Source organism: Sphingobium sp. LF-16 (assembly GCF_003711185.1).
Taxonomy (GTDB): Bacteria; Pseudomonadota; Alphaproteobacteria; order Sphingomonadales; family Sphingomonadaceae; genus Sphingobium; species Sphingobium yanoikuyae_A.
Genome location: NZ_CP029335.1, coordinates 2956512 through 2973552, shown reverse-complemented (window position 1 = coordinate 2973552; position 17041 = coordinate 2956512). Strand labels below are relative to the sequence as shown.

13 protein-coding genes and 1 tRNA gene are annotated in these 17041 nt (G+C 66.0%); 2 read left to right on the top strand and 12 right to left on the bottom strand.

What is annotated here, in order from left to right:
* Positions 1 to 85 precede the first annotated feature (85 nt).
* The 6 genes from DIZ22_RS13780 to kdpF are packed head-to-tail and all read right to left on the bottom strand — an operon-like array spanning position 86 to position 7894.
* On the bottom strand, positions 86 to 781 hold the full coding sequence (locus tag DIZ22_RS13780; RefSeq protein ID WP_004208485.1) for a response regulator transcription factor: 696 nt from the start codon (positions 779 to 781) through the stop codon (positions 86 to 88).
* Positions 778 to 3438 carry a sensor histidine kinase KdpD gene (locus tag DIZ22_RS13775; RefSeq protein ID WP_048937397.1) on the bottom strand — a complete coding sequence of 887 codons (2661 nt, stop codon included), beginning with the start codon at positions 3436 to 3438 and terminating at the stop codon, positions 778 to 780. The genes DIZ22_RS13780 and DIZ22_RS13775 overlap by 4 nt, the downstream gene beginning before the upstream one ends.
* Positions 3435 to 4025 (bottom strand): potassium-transporting ATPase subunit KdpC, encoded by a 591-nt coding sequence (gene kdpC, locus DIZ22_RS13770; RefSeq protein ID WP_048937396.1) that lies wholly within the window; start codon positions 4023 to 4025, stop codon positions 3435 to 3437. Before kdpC ends, DIZ22_RS13775 begins: the two co-directional genes overlap by 4 nt.
* A gap of 14 nt (positions 4026 to 4039) precedes the next feature.
* Entirely contained in the window at positions 4040 to 6076 is a 2037-nt protein-coding gene (kdpB, locus tag DIZ22_RS13765; RefSeq protein ID WP_048937395.1) for a potassium-transporting ATPase subunit KdpB, read from the bottom strand.
* A gap of 12 nt (positions 6077 to 6088) precedes the next feature.
* Entirely contained in the window at positions 6089 to 7792 is a 1704-nt protein-coding gene (kdpA, locus tag DIZ22_RS13760) for a potassium-transporting ATPase subunit KdpA (RefSeq protein WP_048937394.1), read from the bottom strand.
* A 12-nt stretch (positions 7793 to 7804) separates the two neighbouring features.
* Positions 7805 to 7894 (bottom strand): K(+)-transporting ATPase subunit F, encoded by a 90-nt coding sequence (gene kdpF, locus DIZ22_RS13755; RefSeq protein ID WP_048937393.1) that lies wholly within the window; start codon positions 7892 to 7894, stop codon positions 7805 to 7807.
* A 495-nt stretch (positions 7895 to 8389) separates the two neighbouring features.
* On the opposite strand from kdpF, the gene DIZ22_RS21835 reads away from it, so the two are divergent.
* A complete protein-coding gene (locus DIZ22_RS21835; protein ID WP_164488896.1) occupies positions 8390 to 8557 on the top strand; it encodes a hypothetical protein in 168 nt (55 codons plus the stop codon).
* 123 nt (positions 8558 to 8680) lie between these two features.
* The gene (locus DIZ22_RS13750; protein WP_048937454.1) at positions 8681 to 9274 is read left to right on the top strand and encodes a nitroreductase family protein; all 594 of its coding nucleotides are present in this window, start codon (positions 8681 to 8683) and stop codon (positions 9272 to 9274) included.
* A 40-nt stretch (positions 9275 to 9314) separates the two neighbouring features.
* Here the strand turns inward: DIZ22_RS13750 and DIZ22_RS13745 are convergent, their stop codons facing one another.
* From DIZ22_RS13745 to DIZ22_RS13720, 6 genes are all read right to left on the bottom strand, one after another.
* The gene (locus tag DIZ22_RS13745; protein WP_048937391.1) at positions 9315 to 10721 is read right to left on the bottom strand and encodes a TolC family protein; all 1407 of its coding nucleotides are present in this window, start codon (positions 10719 to 10721) and stop codon (positions 9315 to 9317) included.
* 11 nt (positions 10722 to 10732) lie between these two features.
* On the bottom strand, positions 10733 to 13921 hold the full coding sequence (locus DIZ22_RS13740) for a multidrug efflux RND transporter permease subunit (RefSeq protein WP_048937390.1): 3189 nt from the start codon (positions 13919 to 13921) through the stop codon (positions 10733 to 10735).
* Between the two features lie 199 nt (positions 13922 to 14120).
* A complete protein-coding gene (locus tag DIZ22_RS13735; protein WP_048937389.1) occupies positions 14121 to 15383 on the bottom strand; it encodes an efflux RND transporter periplasmic adaptor subunit in 1263 nt (420 codons plus the stop codon).
* A gap of 3 nt (positions 15384 to 15386) precedes the next feature.
* Complete coding sequence (locus DIZ22_RS13730; RefSeq protein ID WP_048937388.1) at positions 15387 to 15800, bottom strand: hypothetical protein; 414 nt, start codon at positions 15798 to 15800, stop codon at positions 15387 to 15389.
* Positions 15801 to 16188: 388 nt separating this feature from the next.
* Positions 16189 to 16800 (bottom strand): TetR/AcrR family transcriptional regulator, encoded by a 612-nt coding sequence (locus tag DIZ22_RS13725; RefSeq protein WP_026109006.1) that lies wholly within the window; start codon positions 16798 to 16800, stop codon positions 16189 to 16191.
* Positions 16801 to 16889: 89 nt separating this feature from the next.
* Positions 16890 to 16963, bottom strand: a tRNA-Gln gene (locus tag DIZ22_RS13720).
* Positions 16964 to 17041: the final 78 nt, after the last annotated feature.

Below are 17041 nucleotides of genomic sequence, written 5' to 3'. Positions count from 1 at the left end.
AAAGTCAGGATCCATTCGGCGCTATGGCTGTGAGGAAGCTTTGAATGGATCCCGGATCAAGTCCGGGATGACGTTCGGAGAGAAGTCAGTCTGCGCCCTGTTTCAGGCGGTAGCCGATCCCCAGTTCGTTGCTGATGATCTGGGGGCGTTGCGGGTCAGCCTCCAGCTTCTGACGCAGGCCGCGCACCAGCACGCGCAGATATTCGACATGATGGGCATGTTCGTTGGGCCAGACATGGTCCATGATCTGCTTGTGGGTGATGACCCGGCCGGGAAAGCGCGCCAGCTGCTCCAGCACGCCATATTCCTTGGGCGTCAGATGCACCTCGACCCCGCCCTTCGTGACGATATGGGCGACTAGGTCGATCGTCAGGTCGCCGGCCGTCACCTTGGTCGATCCGCCGTCGCGCGTCATCCGGTTGCGCAGCGCCACCCGCACGCGGGCAAGCAGTTCGTCGGTATCGAACGGCTTGGTCAGATAATCGTCGGCGCCCAGGTCCAGCGCGGCGACCTTCTCATCGGTGGCGTCACGCGCCGACACGATGATCAGCGTCGTGTCGCTTTCCTTCTTGATGATCGGCACCAGCTCCAGCCCGTCGCGATCGGGCAGGCCCAGGTCCAGCAGGGTGATGTCGGGCCGCTCGCTGCGCAGCTTGTCCAGTGCTTCGCGCGCGGTCTGCGCCTCGATCGTGGCATAATCGGCGCGGGCGAGGGCGGCCTGGATCAGCCGGCGGATCTGCGGTTCGTCGTCGACGATCAGCAGGCTGTGGCGCGGCTTCATGCGATGTCCTTTTCCATGATGTCGGTGAGGATGAGGGATTGGGGAATATGCAGGGTGAAACAGGCGCCGGGCGGGTCGGCAACGGTGCGCGCCGATACGGTAAGGCCCATCGCCTCGGCAAAGGCCTTGACGATGGCGAGGCCCAGGCCGGTACCGGTCTTCGACCGGTCAGATCCTTCCAGCCGGGTGAAGGTGTCGAACACCCGCGCTTCCATGCCGGCCGGAATGCCCGGCCCCTGGTCGATCACCGACAGGCTGATGGCGTCGGGTTCGCGCAGGCTGCGCACGGTCACCGGCGTGCCGGGATCGCCATAGCGGCCGGCATTGTCGAGCAGGTTGATGAGGATATGGTGCAGCAGCACCGGATCGACCCGGACCAGCGGGATGTCGGGCGGGATCTGCACGTCGAGCTGGCGATCGGCCAGCGCGCTGCGGCTGTCATGGGCGGCGCTGGCGACCGCATCGAACAGGTCGGTCGCCTCCGCCCGCATCGGCAATGCGCCGGCCTCCACCCGCGCCATGTCAAGCAGATTGGCGACGAAGCGGGACAGGCGCTGGGCCTCGCCATCCAGCGTATCGATCAGCTCGGGCGAGGGATGGGTGCGCAGCTCGCGCGTGGCCGAAATGATGGTGGTGAGCGGCGTGCGCAGATCATGGCTGACCGAGGAGAGCAGGGCGGAGCGCAACCGGTCGCGCTCGCGAATCTGCCCGGCTTCGAGCATCGCCTCCTCCAGCGCCATGCGGTCGAGCGCGATCGCGGCCTGGTCGATCAGGCTCATCAGCAGCGGGAACTGATCGGATCGGACCGGTTCGCCGGCATCCTCGCGCGCGAGGCCGATCACGGCCAGCACTGCGTCCTTGGCGGTCACGGGCAGGAACAGCCAGTCCGACGCGGTGAGGGTGGAGGAGCCGCGCCCGGCCGGCTCGCCATGCTCCATCGCCCAGCGGGCGGCGGCGCGCTCGATCTCGTCCAGCCGGTCCTCGGGCGGATAGGCAGCGCGCAATTGCGGCCCTTCATCCGACGGGATCATCAGCACGGTGCGCACGTCGAACAGCCGGGCGATCTCGGCGCAGATGGCGTGGCGGATTTCCTCCAGGCTGGGCGAGGCGGTGAGTTGGCGCGAGAAGCCGGCCAGCGTCGCATTCTGCCGGGCGCTGGACTGGGCAAGGACCGACTGGGCGTGCATCCGCGCGGCAAACTGACTGGTGACCACCGCCACCCCCAGGAAGACGAGGATGGAGATGACATTTTCCGGATTGCTGACGGTCAGCGTGCCCGTGGGCGGCAGGAAGAAGAAATTATAGGCAAGGCTGGACGCCAGGCCGGTGGCAAGACCCGTGCGCAGGCCATGACTGGCCGCCGCGAACATCACCGGCACCAGATAGAGAAGGGCGATATTGCCGAGGTCGATCACCTCCAGCATCAGCCGGCCGAGCAGGGTCATGCCGATCACTGCCAGCATCGACCAGACATAGCCGATCGGATCGCCCCAATGGCCGCTGCTGGCGGTGCGGGGGCGCGGCGCGCTTTCCTCGCCGGGCATGACATGGACGGCGACCGGGCCGATGTCGCGCACCAGCCGGTCAACCACCGACCCATGGCGCAGCTCGAACCACCAGCTGCGTGCCGACTTGCCGATCACGATCTGGGTGGCGCGCGCGTCGGCGGCGAAACTGCGCAGCCCGTCGGCGACGCTGGGGGCGGGGATGGAGGCGGTCTCGGCGCCGAGACGGGAGGCAAGGGCAAGCGTATCGGCCAGACGCTGCCGGTCCTCGTCCGACAACTGCGGCCCACGCGGGGTTTCGATATGGATGGCGGTCCAGGGGGCGCGCAGCGCATCGGCCAGCCGCTTGGCGGAACGGACCAGGCCGGCGGCGCTCGGCTGTTCGCTCACCGCCACGATCACCCGCTCGCCGGCGGCGAAGCTGCCCGCCAGCGCATGGGCGCGGACATAGTCGAGCATCTGGGCATCGACCGCCTGGGCGGCGCGGCGCAGCGCCAGTTCGCGCAGGGCGGTCAGGTTCGACTTGGAAAAGAAATGGTTGAGGGCGCGGCTGGCTTCCTGCGGGATATAGACCTTGCCGTCCTTCAGCCGCTCGATCAGCTCGTCGGGCGGAATGTCCACCACTTCGATCTCGGCATGTTCCAGGATCGAATCGGGCACCGTCTCACGCACGCGGACGCGGGTGAAGGAGGCGACGACGTCGTTGAGGCTCTCGACATGCTGGATGTTGATCGTCGAATAGACGTCGATGCCGGCGGCCAGCAATTCCTCGACATCCTGATAGCGTTTGGGGTGGCGACTGCCCGGCGCATTGCTGTGTGCCAGTTCGTCGACCAGCGCCAGCTGCGGATGGCGCGCCAGGATCGCGTCGATGTCCATCTCGCCCAGGCTGTGGCCCTGATGGTCGACGGTGCGGCGGGGGATGATCTCATGGCCATGGACCAGCGCTTCGGTCTCGCGCCGGCCATGGGTCTCCACCACGCCGACGACGACATCGACGCCTGCCTCGCGCCGCTGCCGTCCTTCGGTCAGCATCTCCCATGTCTTGCCCACCCCCGGTGCGGCGCCGAGAAAGACCTTCAGGCGGCCACGGCCTTCCTGCGCGGCTGCGCGCAGGAAGGCTTCTGGATCAGGGCGATGCTGTTCGTTCACTTGGTCCGTTTAGCGTCAATTGCATCCAGCCGTCGATTGAGATCGAACAGATTGACGCGGGGTTCGCCGATGAAGCCCAGCAGGGGCTGCTCGACGCTCTGTTCTACCAGGCTGCGGACGCGCGCCGCATCGATCCCGCGCGCGGCGGCGACGCGATCGACCTGATAAAAAGCTGCCTCGGGGCTGATATGGGGGTCAAGCCCCGAGGCAGAGGTGGTCACCAGATCGGACGGAACAAAACGACCAGGTGTAGCAGCTTGAAGAGTCTCGACGTCGGTCTTGACGCGGTCGGCCAGCGCCTGGCTGGTCGGACCATAGTTGGAGCCGGAGGAGGCAAGGCCGTCATAGCCCTTGCCCGCCGCCGACGGACGGCTGTGGAAATAGATGTCCGAGGTGAAGGCCTGACCAATGATGGTCGAACCGACGACCTTGCCCTGATCCTCGACCAGGCTGCCATTGGTCTGGGACGGGAACACCGCCTGGCCGATGCCGGTCAGCGCCAGTGGATAGGCAATGCCCAGCAGCAGGGCGAAGAGCAAAGTCATGGTCAGGGCCGGACGCAGGGCGGATTTGAAATCGATAAACATGGGTTTGTCCTTCCTCAGGCGAGGCCGAGGCCGTTGACGGCAAGGTCGATCAGCTTGATCCCGGCGAACGGCGCGATCAGGCCACCCAGGCCATAGATTGCGAGGTTGCGGGCCAGCAGCGGACCGGCGCCGATCGGGCGATAGGTCACGCCCTTGAGCGCCAGCGGCACCAGACAGGGAATGATCAGCGCGTTGAAAATGATCGCCGACAGGATCGCGCTTTCCGGCGTGGCCAGCCCCATGACGTTGAGGATGCCAAGGCCCGGATAGAGCGCGACGAACATGGCCGGGATGATCGCGAAATATTTGGCCACGTCATTGGCGACCGAGAAGGTCGTGAGCGCGCCGCGCGTCATCAGCAACTGCTTGCCCAGGCCCACCACCTCGATCAGCTTGGTCGGATCGCTGTCCAGGTCGACCATGTTGCCGGCTTCGCGGGCGGCCTGGGTGCCGGTGTTCATGGCGACGCCGACATCGGCCTGCGCCAGGGCAGGGGCGTCGTTGGTGCCGTCGCCGCACATCGCGACCAGGCGGCCGCCCTGCTGTTCCTTGCGGATCAGGGCCAGCTTGTCCTCCGGCGTTGCCTGCGCCAGGAAGTCGTCGACCCCGGCCTCGGCCGCGATGCTGGCGGCGGTCAGCGGGTTGTCGCCGGTGATCATCACCGTGCGGATGCCCATCTGGCGCAGTTCACCGAACCGTTCCCGGATGCCCGCCTTGACGATATCCTTGAGGAAGATCGCGCCCAGCAGCTTGCCGTCCTTGGCCACCGCCAGCGGGGTGCCGCCGGCACGGGCGATCTCGTCGGTGATGCGGCGCAGTTCGTTGGCGACCGGGGTGGAACCCAGGCCCGGATTGGCCTTCAGCACCGAATCCACTGCCCCCTTCTGGATCGTCGATCCATCAATGGTGACGCCGGAAATCCGGGTCTGTGCGGTGAAGGGAATGATCTCCGCATTGGCGGGCAGGGCATCTACCGACTGGTTGAAGCCTTCGCGGGCCAGCAGCACGATCGAACGGCCCTCGGGCGTCTCGTCGGCCAGGCTGGCGAGCAGCGCGGCTTGTGCGAGCTGGGCCGGGGTGGCACCGCCGACCGGACGGAATTCGGTCGCCTGACGATCACCCACGGTGATGGTGCCGGTCTTGTCCAGCAGCAGCACGTCGATGTCGCCTGCCGCCTCGACCGCGCGGCCCGACTTGGCGAGCACGTTGAAGCGCACCAGACGGTCCATGCCGGCAATGCCGATCGCCGACAGAAGGGCGGCGATGGTGGTCGGGATCAGGGTGATCAGCAGGGCCGCCAGGATCGCCACCGGAATGGCGCCGCCGGCATAGCTGGCGAAGCTGGGGATGGTGCCGACCGCGATCAGGAAGATGATGGTCAGGCCCACCAGCAACAGGGTGAGGGCGATCTCGTTCGGCGTCTTCTGCCGCTCGGCACCCTCGACCAGCGCGATCATGCGATCGAGAAAGCCCTGGCCGGGATTGACGGTGACGCGGACGCGGATCTCGTCGGAAATGACGCGGGTGCCCGCCGTCACGGCCGAACGGTCGCCGCCCGCCTCGCGGATCACCGGCGCGGATTCGCCGGTGATGGCCGCTTCGTTGACGGAGGCGACGCCGGAGACGACCTCGCCGTCGGACGGGATCAGGTCGCCGGTCTGGACCAGCACCACGTCGCCCAGCTTCAGCGCGCTGGCGGCGACATTTTCATAGCTTTCGCCATGGCCCTTCAGCCGCTTGGCGGTCAGGTCCGCCTTGGTCGCGCGCAGCGAGGCGGCCTGCGCCTTGCCACGGCCTTCGGCCAGCGCCTCGGCAAAGGTGCCGAAGAGGACCGTGAGCCAGAGCCAGATCACCAACTGCAGCTTGAAGCCGACGGCCAGGCTGTCCTGCCCGACAAGGAGCAGGACGGTCAGCAGGACCGCGACGATCGCGGTGGTGAACATCACCGGGTTGCGGATCAGTTCCTTGGGATTGAGTTTGCGGAAGGCGTCTCGACAAGCCGGGACGATCAGGTCCGCCGTGAAGAGCGATTTTTGTTCGGACCGAGCCATGTGCATGGATCCTTAGAAAAGCTGGCCACGGATCATCGCGAGATGATCGGCGATGGGGCCAAGGGCGAGGCTGGGCAGGAAGGTCAGGCCGCCCACGATCAGCACGATGCCGACCAGCAGACCGGTCCACAGTGCCCCGGTGGTGGGGAAGCTGCCGGCGGTTTCGGGCGTATATTTCTTCGCGGCCAAGCTGCCTGCGATGGCCAGCATGGGAATGATGATGAAGAAGCGGCCGATCCACATCGCGACGCCCAGCATCCCGTTATAGAAGGGACTGTTGGCCGACAGGCCGGCAAAGGCCGAGCCATTGTTGCCGACGGCGCTGGTGAAGGCGTAGAGGATTTCGCTGAAGCCATGCGGTCCCTTGTTGAGCGGCCCGGCCAGGCCCGCGTCGGTGACGCTGGCGATGGCGGTGAAGCCCAGGATGATCAAAGGCAGCACGGCAATGGCGAGCACGGCCAGCTTGACTTCGCGGCTCTCGATCTTCTTGCCGACATATTCCGGCGTGCGGCCGACCATCAGGCCCGCGACGAACACGGCCAGGATGGCGAACAGCAGGAAGCCGTAGATGCCTGCGCCGACGCCGCCGATGACGACTTCGCCCAGCTGAATGTTGAACAGCGGGATCATGCCGCCCAGTGCGGTGAAGCTGTCATGCATGGCGTTGACCGCGCCGCAGCTTGCCGCCGTGGTGACGACTGCGAACAGGGAGGAGGCAGCCATGCCGAAGCGGACTTCCTTGCCTTCCATATTGCCACCGGCGACGCCCAGATTGTGGAGCACCGGATTGCCGGCCGCTTCCTGCCAATAGGTGACGGTGACGCCGGCGAGGAAGATCACCAGCATGGCGGCGAGGATGGCCCAGCCCTGGCGCGGATTGCCGACGGCCTTGCCGAAGGTCCAGGTGAGGCCGAAGCCGATCACGAAGATCGACAGCATCTGCACCAGATTGGTCAGCGCGGTCGGGTTCTCGAAGGGATGGGCGCTGTTGGCGTTGAAGAAGCCGCCACCATTGGTGCCCAGCATCTTGATCGCTTCCTGGCTGGCGACGGGGCCGAGCGCCAGGGTCTGCTTCACGCCTTCCAGCGTGGTCACGTCGACCGACCCGGCCAGCGTCTGCGGTACGCCGCTCGCGATCAGGAACAGGGCATAGACGATGCAGATCGGCAGCAGCAGATAGAGGGTCACGCGGGTGACATCCGCCCAGAAATTGCCGATCGTCGATGCGCTGCGCCGGGCAAAGCCGCGGAACAGGGCGAAGGCGAGGGCAATGCCGGTGGCGGCCGACAGGAAGTTGTGGATGGTGAGGCCCAGCATCTGGCTGAGGTTCGACATGGTCGACTCGCCCGAATAGCTTTGCCAGTTGGTGTTGGTGGTGAAGCTGACCGCCGTGTTGAAGGCGAGGTCGCTGCTGGTGCCGGCAAAGCCCTGCGGGTTGAGCGGCAGCAGCCCCTGCAGGCGCAGCACCGCATAGGTGAAGAACAGCAGCGCGACGTTGAAGAGCAGCATGTGAACTGCGTAGCGGCGCCAGCTCTGTTCGGCGTCCGGATCGATCCCCGACAAGCGGTAGAAGCCCCGTTCGATCGGGCCGAACACGGCGTGAAGCGGCGTGCGGCGGCCCTCATAAAGGGCGAAAAGCCACAGGCCCATCGGCTTGGTCAGCGCCAGCAAGATGCCGACAAAGGCTGCGATCAGCAGCCATCCCTGGAAGGTCATGTACGGCCCCCCTTAAAAGCGTTCGGGCCGTGCGAGCACGGCAACGAGATAGACGAGAAGCCCGGCGGCGTTGATCGCCGCGAGCCAGAGGTCGATGGTCATGGCATCCCTCCTTCAGGCGTCGCCGCACAGCCGGACATAGCCGAGGCTAGCCGCCGTGAGCGCCAGGATGATGCCGATCCACAAGAGATCCTGCATGGGGGTAACTCCCGCATCACGCCCGCCGCGGGAGGCGGACAGGGTCGTTAGCGAGCGCCCGATTAGGCCCCTCTTCCGTTTGAATGCGAGACGCGGGGCGGGGCGGCCGCATAGTATTTGCGTATGATTTTTCAGCAGGCCTGAGAGCCTGTCTGGAAATGTGCGGAAGAGCGCATTTTCGATACGGCACCGGCCCGCACCCCCACCCGACCGCCCAGACATAGTACCCTGATGGGTGGTCGGGTGGGGGTGCGGGCCGGTGCGGATGCGCCGGAGGCGCATTTCCAAACAGACTCCAAGACGGATAGCTTTTCTACCGCGACGGCCAGCATTGCTTGGGGGACGATTCTCTATACCATCGGTAGATAAGCCGCCCGAGTCGGCAGAGAGGACGCATATATGGCCTATCAGGATCAGGACGGACCGTTGACGCGCCTGCGCGATCGGCTGGCGCAGGCCCTTTTCAGGGAACCTGCCGTCGTGCTGTTCGAGCGCGATGCCGATGACCGTAGCGCGCCCATGTCGCGTAGCGATCGCGAACGCCAGCCGCAGGATGCCTGCGCCTGATCGGGGAAACCCTGTGTTTCCAGGGCGAAAGTCCAACGCCTCTTCGCAGCGGCGGAACATCCGCTAGATAGATTTCCAACAGCATGGCGCGCCGATCGCGTCATCGCCTTGAAGGAGATCCAGATGGCCACCAGCCCGCGCGAAGTTACCCGTCCCGTCGATCCGCTGATCCTGGAGCGCTGGTCGCCCCGCGCCTTTGACGGCTCCGCGATCCCCCAGGCAGATATCGACACGCTGTTCGATGCCGCCCGCTGGGCGCCTTCGGCCTTCAACTACCAGCCCTGGCGCTTCCTCTATGCCCATCGCGACAGCGCCGACTGGGCGCGCTTCCTCGACCTGCTCTTTCCGTTCAACCAGGGCTGGGTGCAGCATGCCGGGGCGCTGGTCTTCGTCATTTCCGACACGCTGATGGCGGCGCAGGGATCGGAAGACTACAAGCCTTCGCACAGCCACAGCTTCGATGCGGGCGCCGCCTGGGCGACGCTGGCGCTGCAGGCGACGCGGCTTGGCTATCATACCCATGCGATGACCGGCGTCGATTTCGACAAGGCCCGCGCCGAACTGGCGGTGCCGGATCGTTTCCGGATCGAGGCGGCGATCGCGATCGGGCGGCAGGGCGACAAGGCGAGCCTGCCCGAAGCGCTGCAGGCGCGCGAGGCGCCGAGCGGTCGGCACGAGATCGAGACATTCGCCCATCAGGGCAATTTCATCGTCTGAAAAAAAGGGCGGCGTTTTTTGAAACGCCGCCCTTTCTGTATCAGGTCGTGGTCCAGCCGCCGCCCAAAGCGCGGAACAGGTCCACCTGGGCAAAGGCGACCGAGCGGTTGGCGGTCGCCAGGTCCGCGTCGGCCGAAGCCTGGGTGCGTAGCGCATCCAGCACGGTCAGGAAGTCGATCTGCCCCTCGCGCTGGCGCGCCAGGCTGATCCGTGCAGCCCGAGCCGCCTCGTCCCGCGCCGATTGCAGCGTCGCCCGCCGCTCCAGCGCATTGGCGTAGGTGGACAGCGCCGTCTCGGTTTCCTCCAGCGCCTGCAGCACCGTGCCGTCAAAGGCGGCAAGCGATCCGTCGCCATCCGCCTTTGCCGCCGCGATCTTTGCCCGATTGGCTTCCTGATTGGGGAAGGCCCAACTGATCAGCGGCCCCAGCAGGAAGTTGAGCGGTCCGGCGCCAAACAGATTGCCGCCGCCGACCGCCGTGGTGCCGATCGATCCGCCCAGCGTGATGCGCGGATAGAGGTCGGCGGTGGCCACGCCGACCCGCGCTGTGTCGGCCGCCAGCCGCCGTTCGGCCGCGCGCACGTCCGGCCGCCGCGCCAGCAGTGCCTGGCCGTCGCCGACCGGGATCGGCTGTGTCACATTCGGTGTCACGGTCGCGTTCTGGACGGACGCGGGCAACTCCTGCGGCGTCCGGCCGGTCAGCGTCGCCAGCCGGAACAGGGCGGCATTGCGATCGGCGACCAGATTGGGGATCAACGCCTGCTGCTGTTCGCGCAGTGTCGTCACTCGGATAACATCCAGCCGGTCGGACCGGCCGGCGTCGAAGCGGGCGCTGGTGATGCGGATCGACTTGTCGAGCAGGTCGACCGTTTCCTTCGCGACGGCAAGCCGCTGGGCCGAGGCGGTGGCGTCGACATAGGCGCGCACCGTATCGGCGACGACGGCAACCCGGACCGCATCGGCATCGGCCTGGGCCGCGCCGACATCGCCGCGCGCGGCCTCTATGCTGCGCTTCACCCGGCCGAACAGGTCGACCTCATAGGCGACGTCCAGCCCCATATCGACGGTCCAGTTTTCCCGGTCCATGCCGGGCAGGGTCTGGGCCTGCGACACCCGGCCATAGGTCGGGGAGCCGCTGATATTGGTGCTAGGCAGCCGGTCGGACCGGGCGCCGCGCAACTGGGCGCGGGCACGTTCCAGTCGGGCGACGGCGACGCGGATGTCGGTATTGGCCTTCAGCGCATCGCCGACCAGCCCGTCGAGCAGCGGGTCGTTATAGAGCCGCCACCAATGGTCGTCGGCGGCGCTCTGGGCGACCGCCGGGTTCGCTGCCCCGATGAAGGGGGCGGCCGCCGTGGTCGGGGTGGCGGGGGCCTTGTAATCCGGCCCGGCGGCGCAGGCCGTCAGGGCACTGGCGCCGAGCAACAGGGCAATCAGGTTCCTTGTCATGGCTTTTGTCCTCATTCAGCCGGCTGCAATGCAGCGGCATCATCGGCTTCCGGGCGCCGGCGGCGGGCGAAACGATCGCCCAGCGCACGGCACACGACATAGAAGGTGGGGGTGAAGAGCAGGCCGAAGGCCGTCACGCCGGTCATGCCGAAGAAGACCGCCGTGCCCAGCGCCTGGCGCAGTTCCGCACCGGCTCCGTTGGCGATCACCAGCGGCACCGCCCCCAGGATGAAGGCGAAGCTGGTCATCAGGATCGGGCGCAGACGGGTCTGGGCAGCCTGGACGGCGGCTTCGACCGGGCTCAGCCCCTGTTCCTCTTCCGCCTGCTTGGCGAATTCGACCACCAGGATGGCGTTCTTCGCCGCGAGCGCGATCAGCACGACCAGACCGATCTGCGTCAGGATGTTGTTGTCCATCCCGCGCAGGTTCACGCCCAGCATGGCCGCGAACAGGCACATCGGCACGATCAGGATGATCGACAGCGGCAAGGTCAGGCTTTCATATTGCGCCGCCAGCACCAGGAAGACGAAGAAGACCGCCATGCCGAAGACGATGCCTGCGGTATTGCCGGCACTGATCTGCTGATAGGCAACGCCGGTCCATTCGCTGGCATAGCCGGCAGGGGCGGCGTCGGCGAGCTTCTCCATCGTGCTCAGCGACTGGCCCGACGAATAGCCCGGTGCCGTGTCGCCATCGATTTCCACCGCGGGCAGCAGATTGTAGCGGACCACGCGATAGGGGCCGGTCTTGTCGCGGAAGGTGGAGACCGAACCGATCGGCACCATCTGGCCGCTGTTCGACCGGGTCTTCAGGTTGGCGATGTCGGCCACGGTGCCGCGATGTTCGGCATCGGCCTGGGCGGTCACGCGATAGGTGCGACCGAGCAGGTTGAAGTCGTTGACGAAGGCAGAGCCGAGATAGACCTGCATCGCTTCGAACACGCGCTCGGGCGGCACACCCAGCAGGTCGGCCTTGCGGCGATCGACATCCGCGAAGATGCGGGGGGTGCCGACGTCGAACAGGGTGTAGACCTGTGCCAGGCTTGGGCTCTGATTGGCCTTGCCGATCAGTTCGCCGGCGACCTTGTTGAGTTCCGCATAGCCGCGATCCTCCCGGTCCTCCAGCATCAGGCGATAACCACCGGCCGAGCCAATGCCCTGGATCAGCGGCGGCGGCACCAGCAGGATGCGCGCCTTGTCATAGCCCGCAACCGCCTTGTTCGCCTGATCCATGATGCCAGTATAGGTGGCGCCTTCCGCCTTGCGCTCGGCAAAGCTCTTGAACGGGAAGTAGATCGCCGCGCTGTTGGGCGCCTGCGTCTGCGAGGGGCCGTGGAAGCCGGCGAACATCACCGCACCGCGCAGCCCCTTGATCGGCAGGATCTTCGCCGCGACCTCGCGCGTCACCTTGTCGGTGCGCTCCAGCGATGCGCCCGAGGGCAGCTGGACGACGGCCAGGAAATAACCCTGATCCTGCGCCGGGATGAAGCCGCCGGGCGTCACCCAGAACAGGGCGATGGTGGCGGCGATCAGGCCGGCATAGGTCAGCAGCATCTTCTTGGGCCGGGCGACGAGGAAGCGGGTGAGGCGCGCATAGCCCGCGCTCATCCGATCAAAGCCCTGGTTGAAGCGATCCGCCGCCTTGGCCGCGACCTGGCGCCAGCGCGGCGCATTGTCGAGATCATGGGCGCCATGCTTGGGCTTCAGCAGCAGGGCGGCTGCAGCCGGCGACAAGGTGAGCGAAAGGATCAGCGAGATGACCGTCGCGGTCGAGATGGTGACCGCGAACTGCTGGTAGAAGGCACCGGAAATGCCGGTGATGAACAGGGTTGGCACGAACACGGCGCACAGCACCAGCACGATCGCGATCAGCGCGGTCGACACTTCGTCCATCGACACGCGCGCCGCCTGCAGCGGGCTCATGCCATTTTCGATATTGCGTTCGACATTCTCCACCACGACGATCGCGTCGTCGACGACGATGCCGATCGCCAGCACAAGGCCGAACAGCGACAGGTTATTGAGCGAATAGCCCACTGCCGCCAGCATCGTGGCCGTGCCGATCAGCGAGACCGGGATCGCGATGATCGGGATGACCGCCGCGCGCCAGTTCTGCAGGAAGATGAGGATGACGAGGACAACCAGGATCACCGCTTCGAACAGCGTGTGATAGACGGCGTCGATCGACTGACTGATAAATTCGGTGGGGTTGTAGATGATGCTATATTCCAGGCCCTTGGGGAAGCGCTTGGACAGTTGCTCCATCTCCGCCTTGACCTTCTCCGCCGCGTCGAGCGCGTTGGAGCCGGGGCGCTGCATCGTCGCGATGACGACCGTCGGCTTGTTCGACAGATAGGTGTTGGTGCCATAATCCTGCGCGCCCAGTTCAACGCGGGCGACATCGCGCACGCGCACCTGGTGGCCATCGGCGTCCGAACGGATCACGATGTCGGAAAACTGATCGGGCGTGGTCAGGCGGCCCTGCATCTCGACGCCAAGCTGGAAAGCCTCGCCCCGGTCATAGGGCGGCTGGCCGATCGAGCCGGCCGATACCTGGACATTCTGTGCCCGCAGGGCGGAGACGATCTCTCCGGCGGTCAGGTCCAGCGCGGCGGCACGATCGGGATCGATCCAGATGCGCATCGCATAGTCGCGCGAACCGAACAGCTGCACGTCGCCCACGCCGTCCAGCCGGGCGAGCCGGTCGCGCACCTGGGTCAGGGCATAGTTGGAGATATAGTCGCGGTCATAGGTGCCGTCGGGTGACTGCAGGTTCACGACCATCAGGAATTCGGGCGTGGTCTTGCGGGTCACGACGCCCAGCCGCTGCACCTCTTCGGGCAGGCGGGGGATGGCGACGGCGACGCGGTTCTGCACCAGAACCTGCGCGGCATCCAGGTCGGTGCCGATCTTGAAGGTAACGGTGATGACGACCTTGCCATCGCCGGTCGACTGGCTGCTCTGATAGAGCATGTCGTCGACGCCGTTGATTTCCTGTTCGATCGGCGCGGCCACGGTCGACGCGACCGTTTCGGCCGATGCGCCGGGATATTGGGCGGACACGGTGACCGTGGGCGGCACGATGTCGGGATATTGGGACACCGGCAGGCCGATAAAGGCGAGCGCACCGACCACGGTGATGACCACCGCGATGACGGCGGCGAAGATCGGCCGGTCGATGAAGAAACGGGAGAAACGCATCGGATCGTCCTTTGCGAAAGGCGAAAGGGATACCGCGCGATCCGGCTAGGCCGGATCACGGGCAGGGAATATCAGGTCGACCTCTCATTCCGTTCGCCCTGAGCTTGTCGAAGGGCCCGGCTGAGCGAAGCGAAGCCACTTCGCCTGCGGCTCAGTGGAAGGCTTCGACTTCGCTCAGCCCGAACGGAGGAGAGGGCAATTACCGGGCGAAGGTGGCCTGGGCGGCGACCGGGGCGGCGCTGTCGACCGGCGTGACGGGCGCCGGGGTCGGGGTGATCCGGGCCGGCTTCACCGCAACCTTGGCACCGGGCATCGCTGCCTGGAGATTGGTCACGATCACCCGGTCCTTGGGATCGAGGCCGCTGCGGATGATGCGCAGCCCGTCGACGATCGGGCCAAGCTCGACCGGCTTCACCGCGACGCTGTCCTCCTTGTCCACCACCAGCACGGTCTTGCGTGCCTGGTCGGACTGGATCGCCTCGTCCGGGACCAGCAGGGCATTGGCCTTGCCGCCATTGGCCAGGCGCATATTGCCGAACAGGCCGGGGGTCAGGAAATTGCCCGGATTGTCGAAGACTGCGCGAATGCGGATCGTGCCCGACCGGGGATCGAGCCCATTGTCGGTGAAGTCCAGGCGGCCCTTGTGGTTATAGTCCGCCTCATCCTGCAACCGCACCTCGACCGCGCCGCCATTCTCCTTGTCGCGCTGCGACTTGAGATAGAGCGCTTCGGAGGCGTCGAAGTTGAAATAGATCGGATCGAGCTTGTTGACCGTGGTCAGCAGCGACGCGGTGCTGCCTTCTCCGCCCGAGACCAGATTGCCGATGTCGACGCGGCGATCCGACACGCGGCCGGAGATCGGGGCGCGGACCTGGGTGAATTCTACATCCAGTGCCCGGCTGCGTTCGCGGGCCTGCGCGCCGGCCAGGGCGGCCTGTGCCGCCTGCAGACGCGAGCGGAGCGAGTCCACTTCGCTCGCCGACACGGCTTCGTCGCCGGTCAGCCGCTGGACGCGGCCATAATCATTCTGGGCCAGCAGCAGCTCGCTTCGGGCGGACGCGACGCTGGCGCGCGCTTCGGCCAGGGCGGCCTGGAAAGGACGCTGGTCGATGGTGAAGAGCAACTGCCCCTGACGGACGAAATCGCCGTCGCGGAAGTGGATGGCGGTCACCGCGCCTGATACGCGGGGGCGGATCTCGACCGTCTGGCTGGGGGCGAAGCGGCCGACATAATCATCCCACTGCGTCACGCTGCGGGCGAGCGGCGCGGAAACGCCGACCGCCGCCAGCGGGGCGGCCGCGGCCTGGGCGGACGGGCGGTCGACCAGCTTCCAGCCGATGCCGAACAGGGCGATGAGGGCGATGGCAGCGATGCCGCAATGCTTGCGCGACCAGCGGTTGCCCGGTGGCGCGTGAACGTCCGACGCGCTGCCGTCGGCTGTGATCTTGGTGAACTGGTTCATGGATTAGCTCCGGGGGGCGCGGGCGGTGCGGCCCGCGCTGATGGTGGCGAGCAGCAATTCGAGCTGCGCGGTGGAAAAGCCGGCCGCGCGGAAGGCGGCGAGGGCGGAAAGCGACACGGCATAGCCCTTGTGCCAAGCCTCGACGGCCAGGCGGCGCAGTGCCTCCAGCCGTTCGCTGGCCAGGGTGGGGCTATGTTCCTCGCCCCAGATCCACTTGCGCAGACGGGCGAAAGAACCGGGGCCGCGCAGCGAGCGCAAGCCGTCGGTGCGGGCAAGGTCGACGATCTGCCATTCCTGGGCGGAAAAGCTGGTTGCCTGGGCCTCAACACTGATGGCGGGTACGGCGGGAGTGGGGCGGGTGGCGCCGACCGCCATCTGCGGACCGGCAAGTGCCTGGGCGAAATCAAGGAAAGCCAAGGCTTGTTCCTTCCTGCGATCTGAAGCGGGCGCACGGCTCCACGCGGAAAAGCGCGGATCGCGTCCCGAAAAACTCGCCCGAAGATGCGGGCATGCGTCCTTGCGGCGCGAACGGCACAAACCGTCGCGAAGAGGGCGCAAAGATGATGAATCAGGAGGAACCCGTTACCGGGAAACCGCCCCTTTGGGTGACGCTATCGTCGACAGCGCCGATGGTGGAATTGCTGCATGATGACCTCCCTGGGCTACACACCCAGCATCATTGTGTACCGTATGGTATATATTAACGGGGGCTGTCCCGTCAACCGTCTTTTTGTACCGGGAGGTATTTTATTTGCAGTGCGGCAATTTCAAGACCCGCATCGCTGCAAAAGCGAAATAAATTCCGCTATTTGCTCGGCCACATGGTGAGGGTGGTGTCGATCAGCTGCTCCAGCCGATCGCGCGGAACACCGGCACCGGCCTGAACGGCCATGCCCTGGATCACGGTCGAGAGATAACAGGCGAGCGCCTGGGGCTCGACTCCGGCGGGCAGGTCGCCCTCTGCCTGGGCGCGTTCGAACCGGTCGAGCAGGGCGCGGTCGGACGAGGCACGGCGGGCCAGCACTTCGTCGCGGATACATTCGGAATGGGCGGTGCCACCGACCGAACTGATGACGCCCATGCACCCCTGGGGATCTTTGTTGCCGGTCTGGATCGCCAGCGATCCGCGCAGCATGCGCTCGGCCACGGCCTTGGCGGTCGGTGCCTCCAGCGACGACTTCACATAGCAGAGCTTGTCGCGCTCATAGAGGTCGAGGGCCTTGCGGAATAGGGCTTCCTTGTTGCCGAAACAGGCATAGAGGCTGGGCTTGGTGATGCCCATCGCCTCGGTCAGTTCCGCCAGCGATGCGCCTTCATAGCCGCGCCGCCAGAAGACCTGAAGCGCAGCCGCCAGGGCTTCCTCGGGATCGAACTCCCGCGGGCGGCCCCTGCCACTCTGTGTTGCCGTGATTTCCATACCGACCGGTATATAGGGATGATGGCCGCCTACGTCCATAGGGCGTGCAACATCATCGCTGGTCAGTTTTTATCTGATGGGGGAATATTTGGATGCCCGACAAGGATTCGAACCTTGATTGACGGAGTCAGAGTCCGCTCTCTTACCATTAGAGGATCGGGCATCATCAGCAGGGCTTGCCCCGCTTGGGAGGCCGCAGATAGGCGGGGATTCAGAGTCGGTCAAGCGCTTTGTGCAGCCT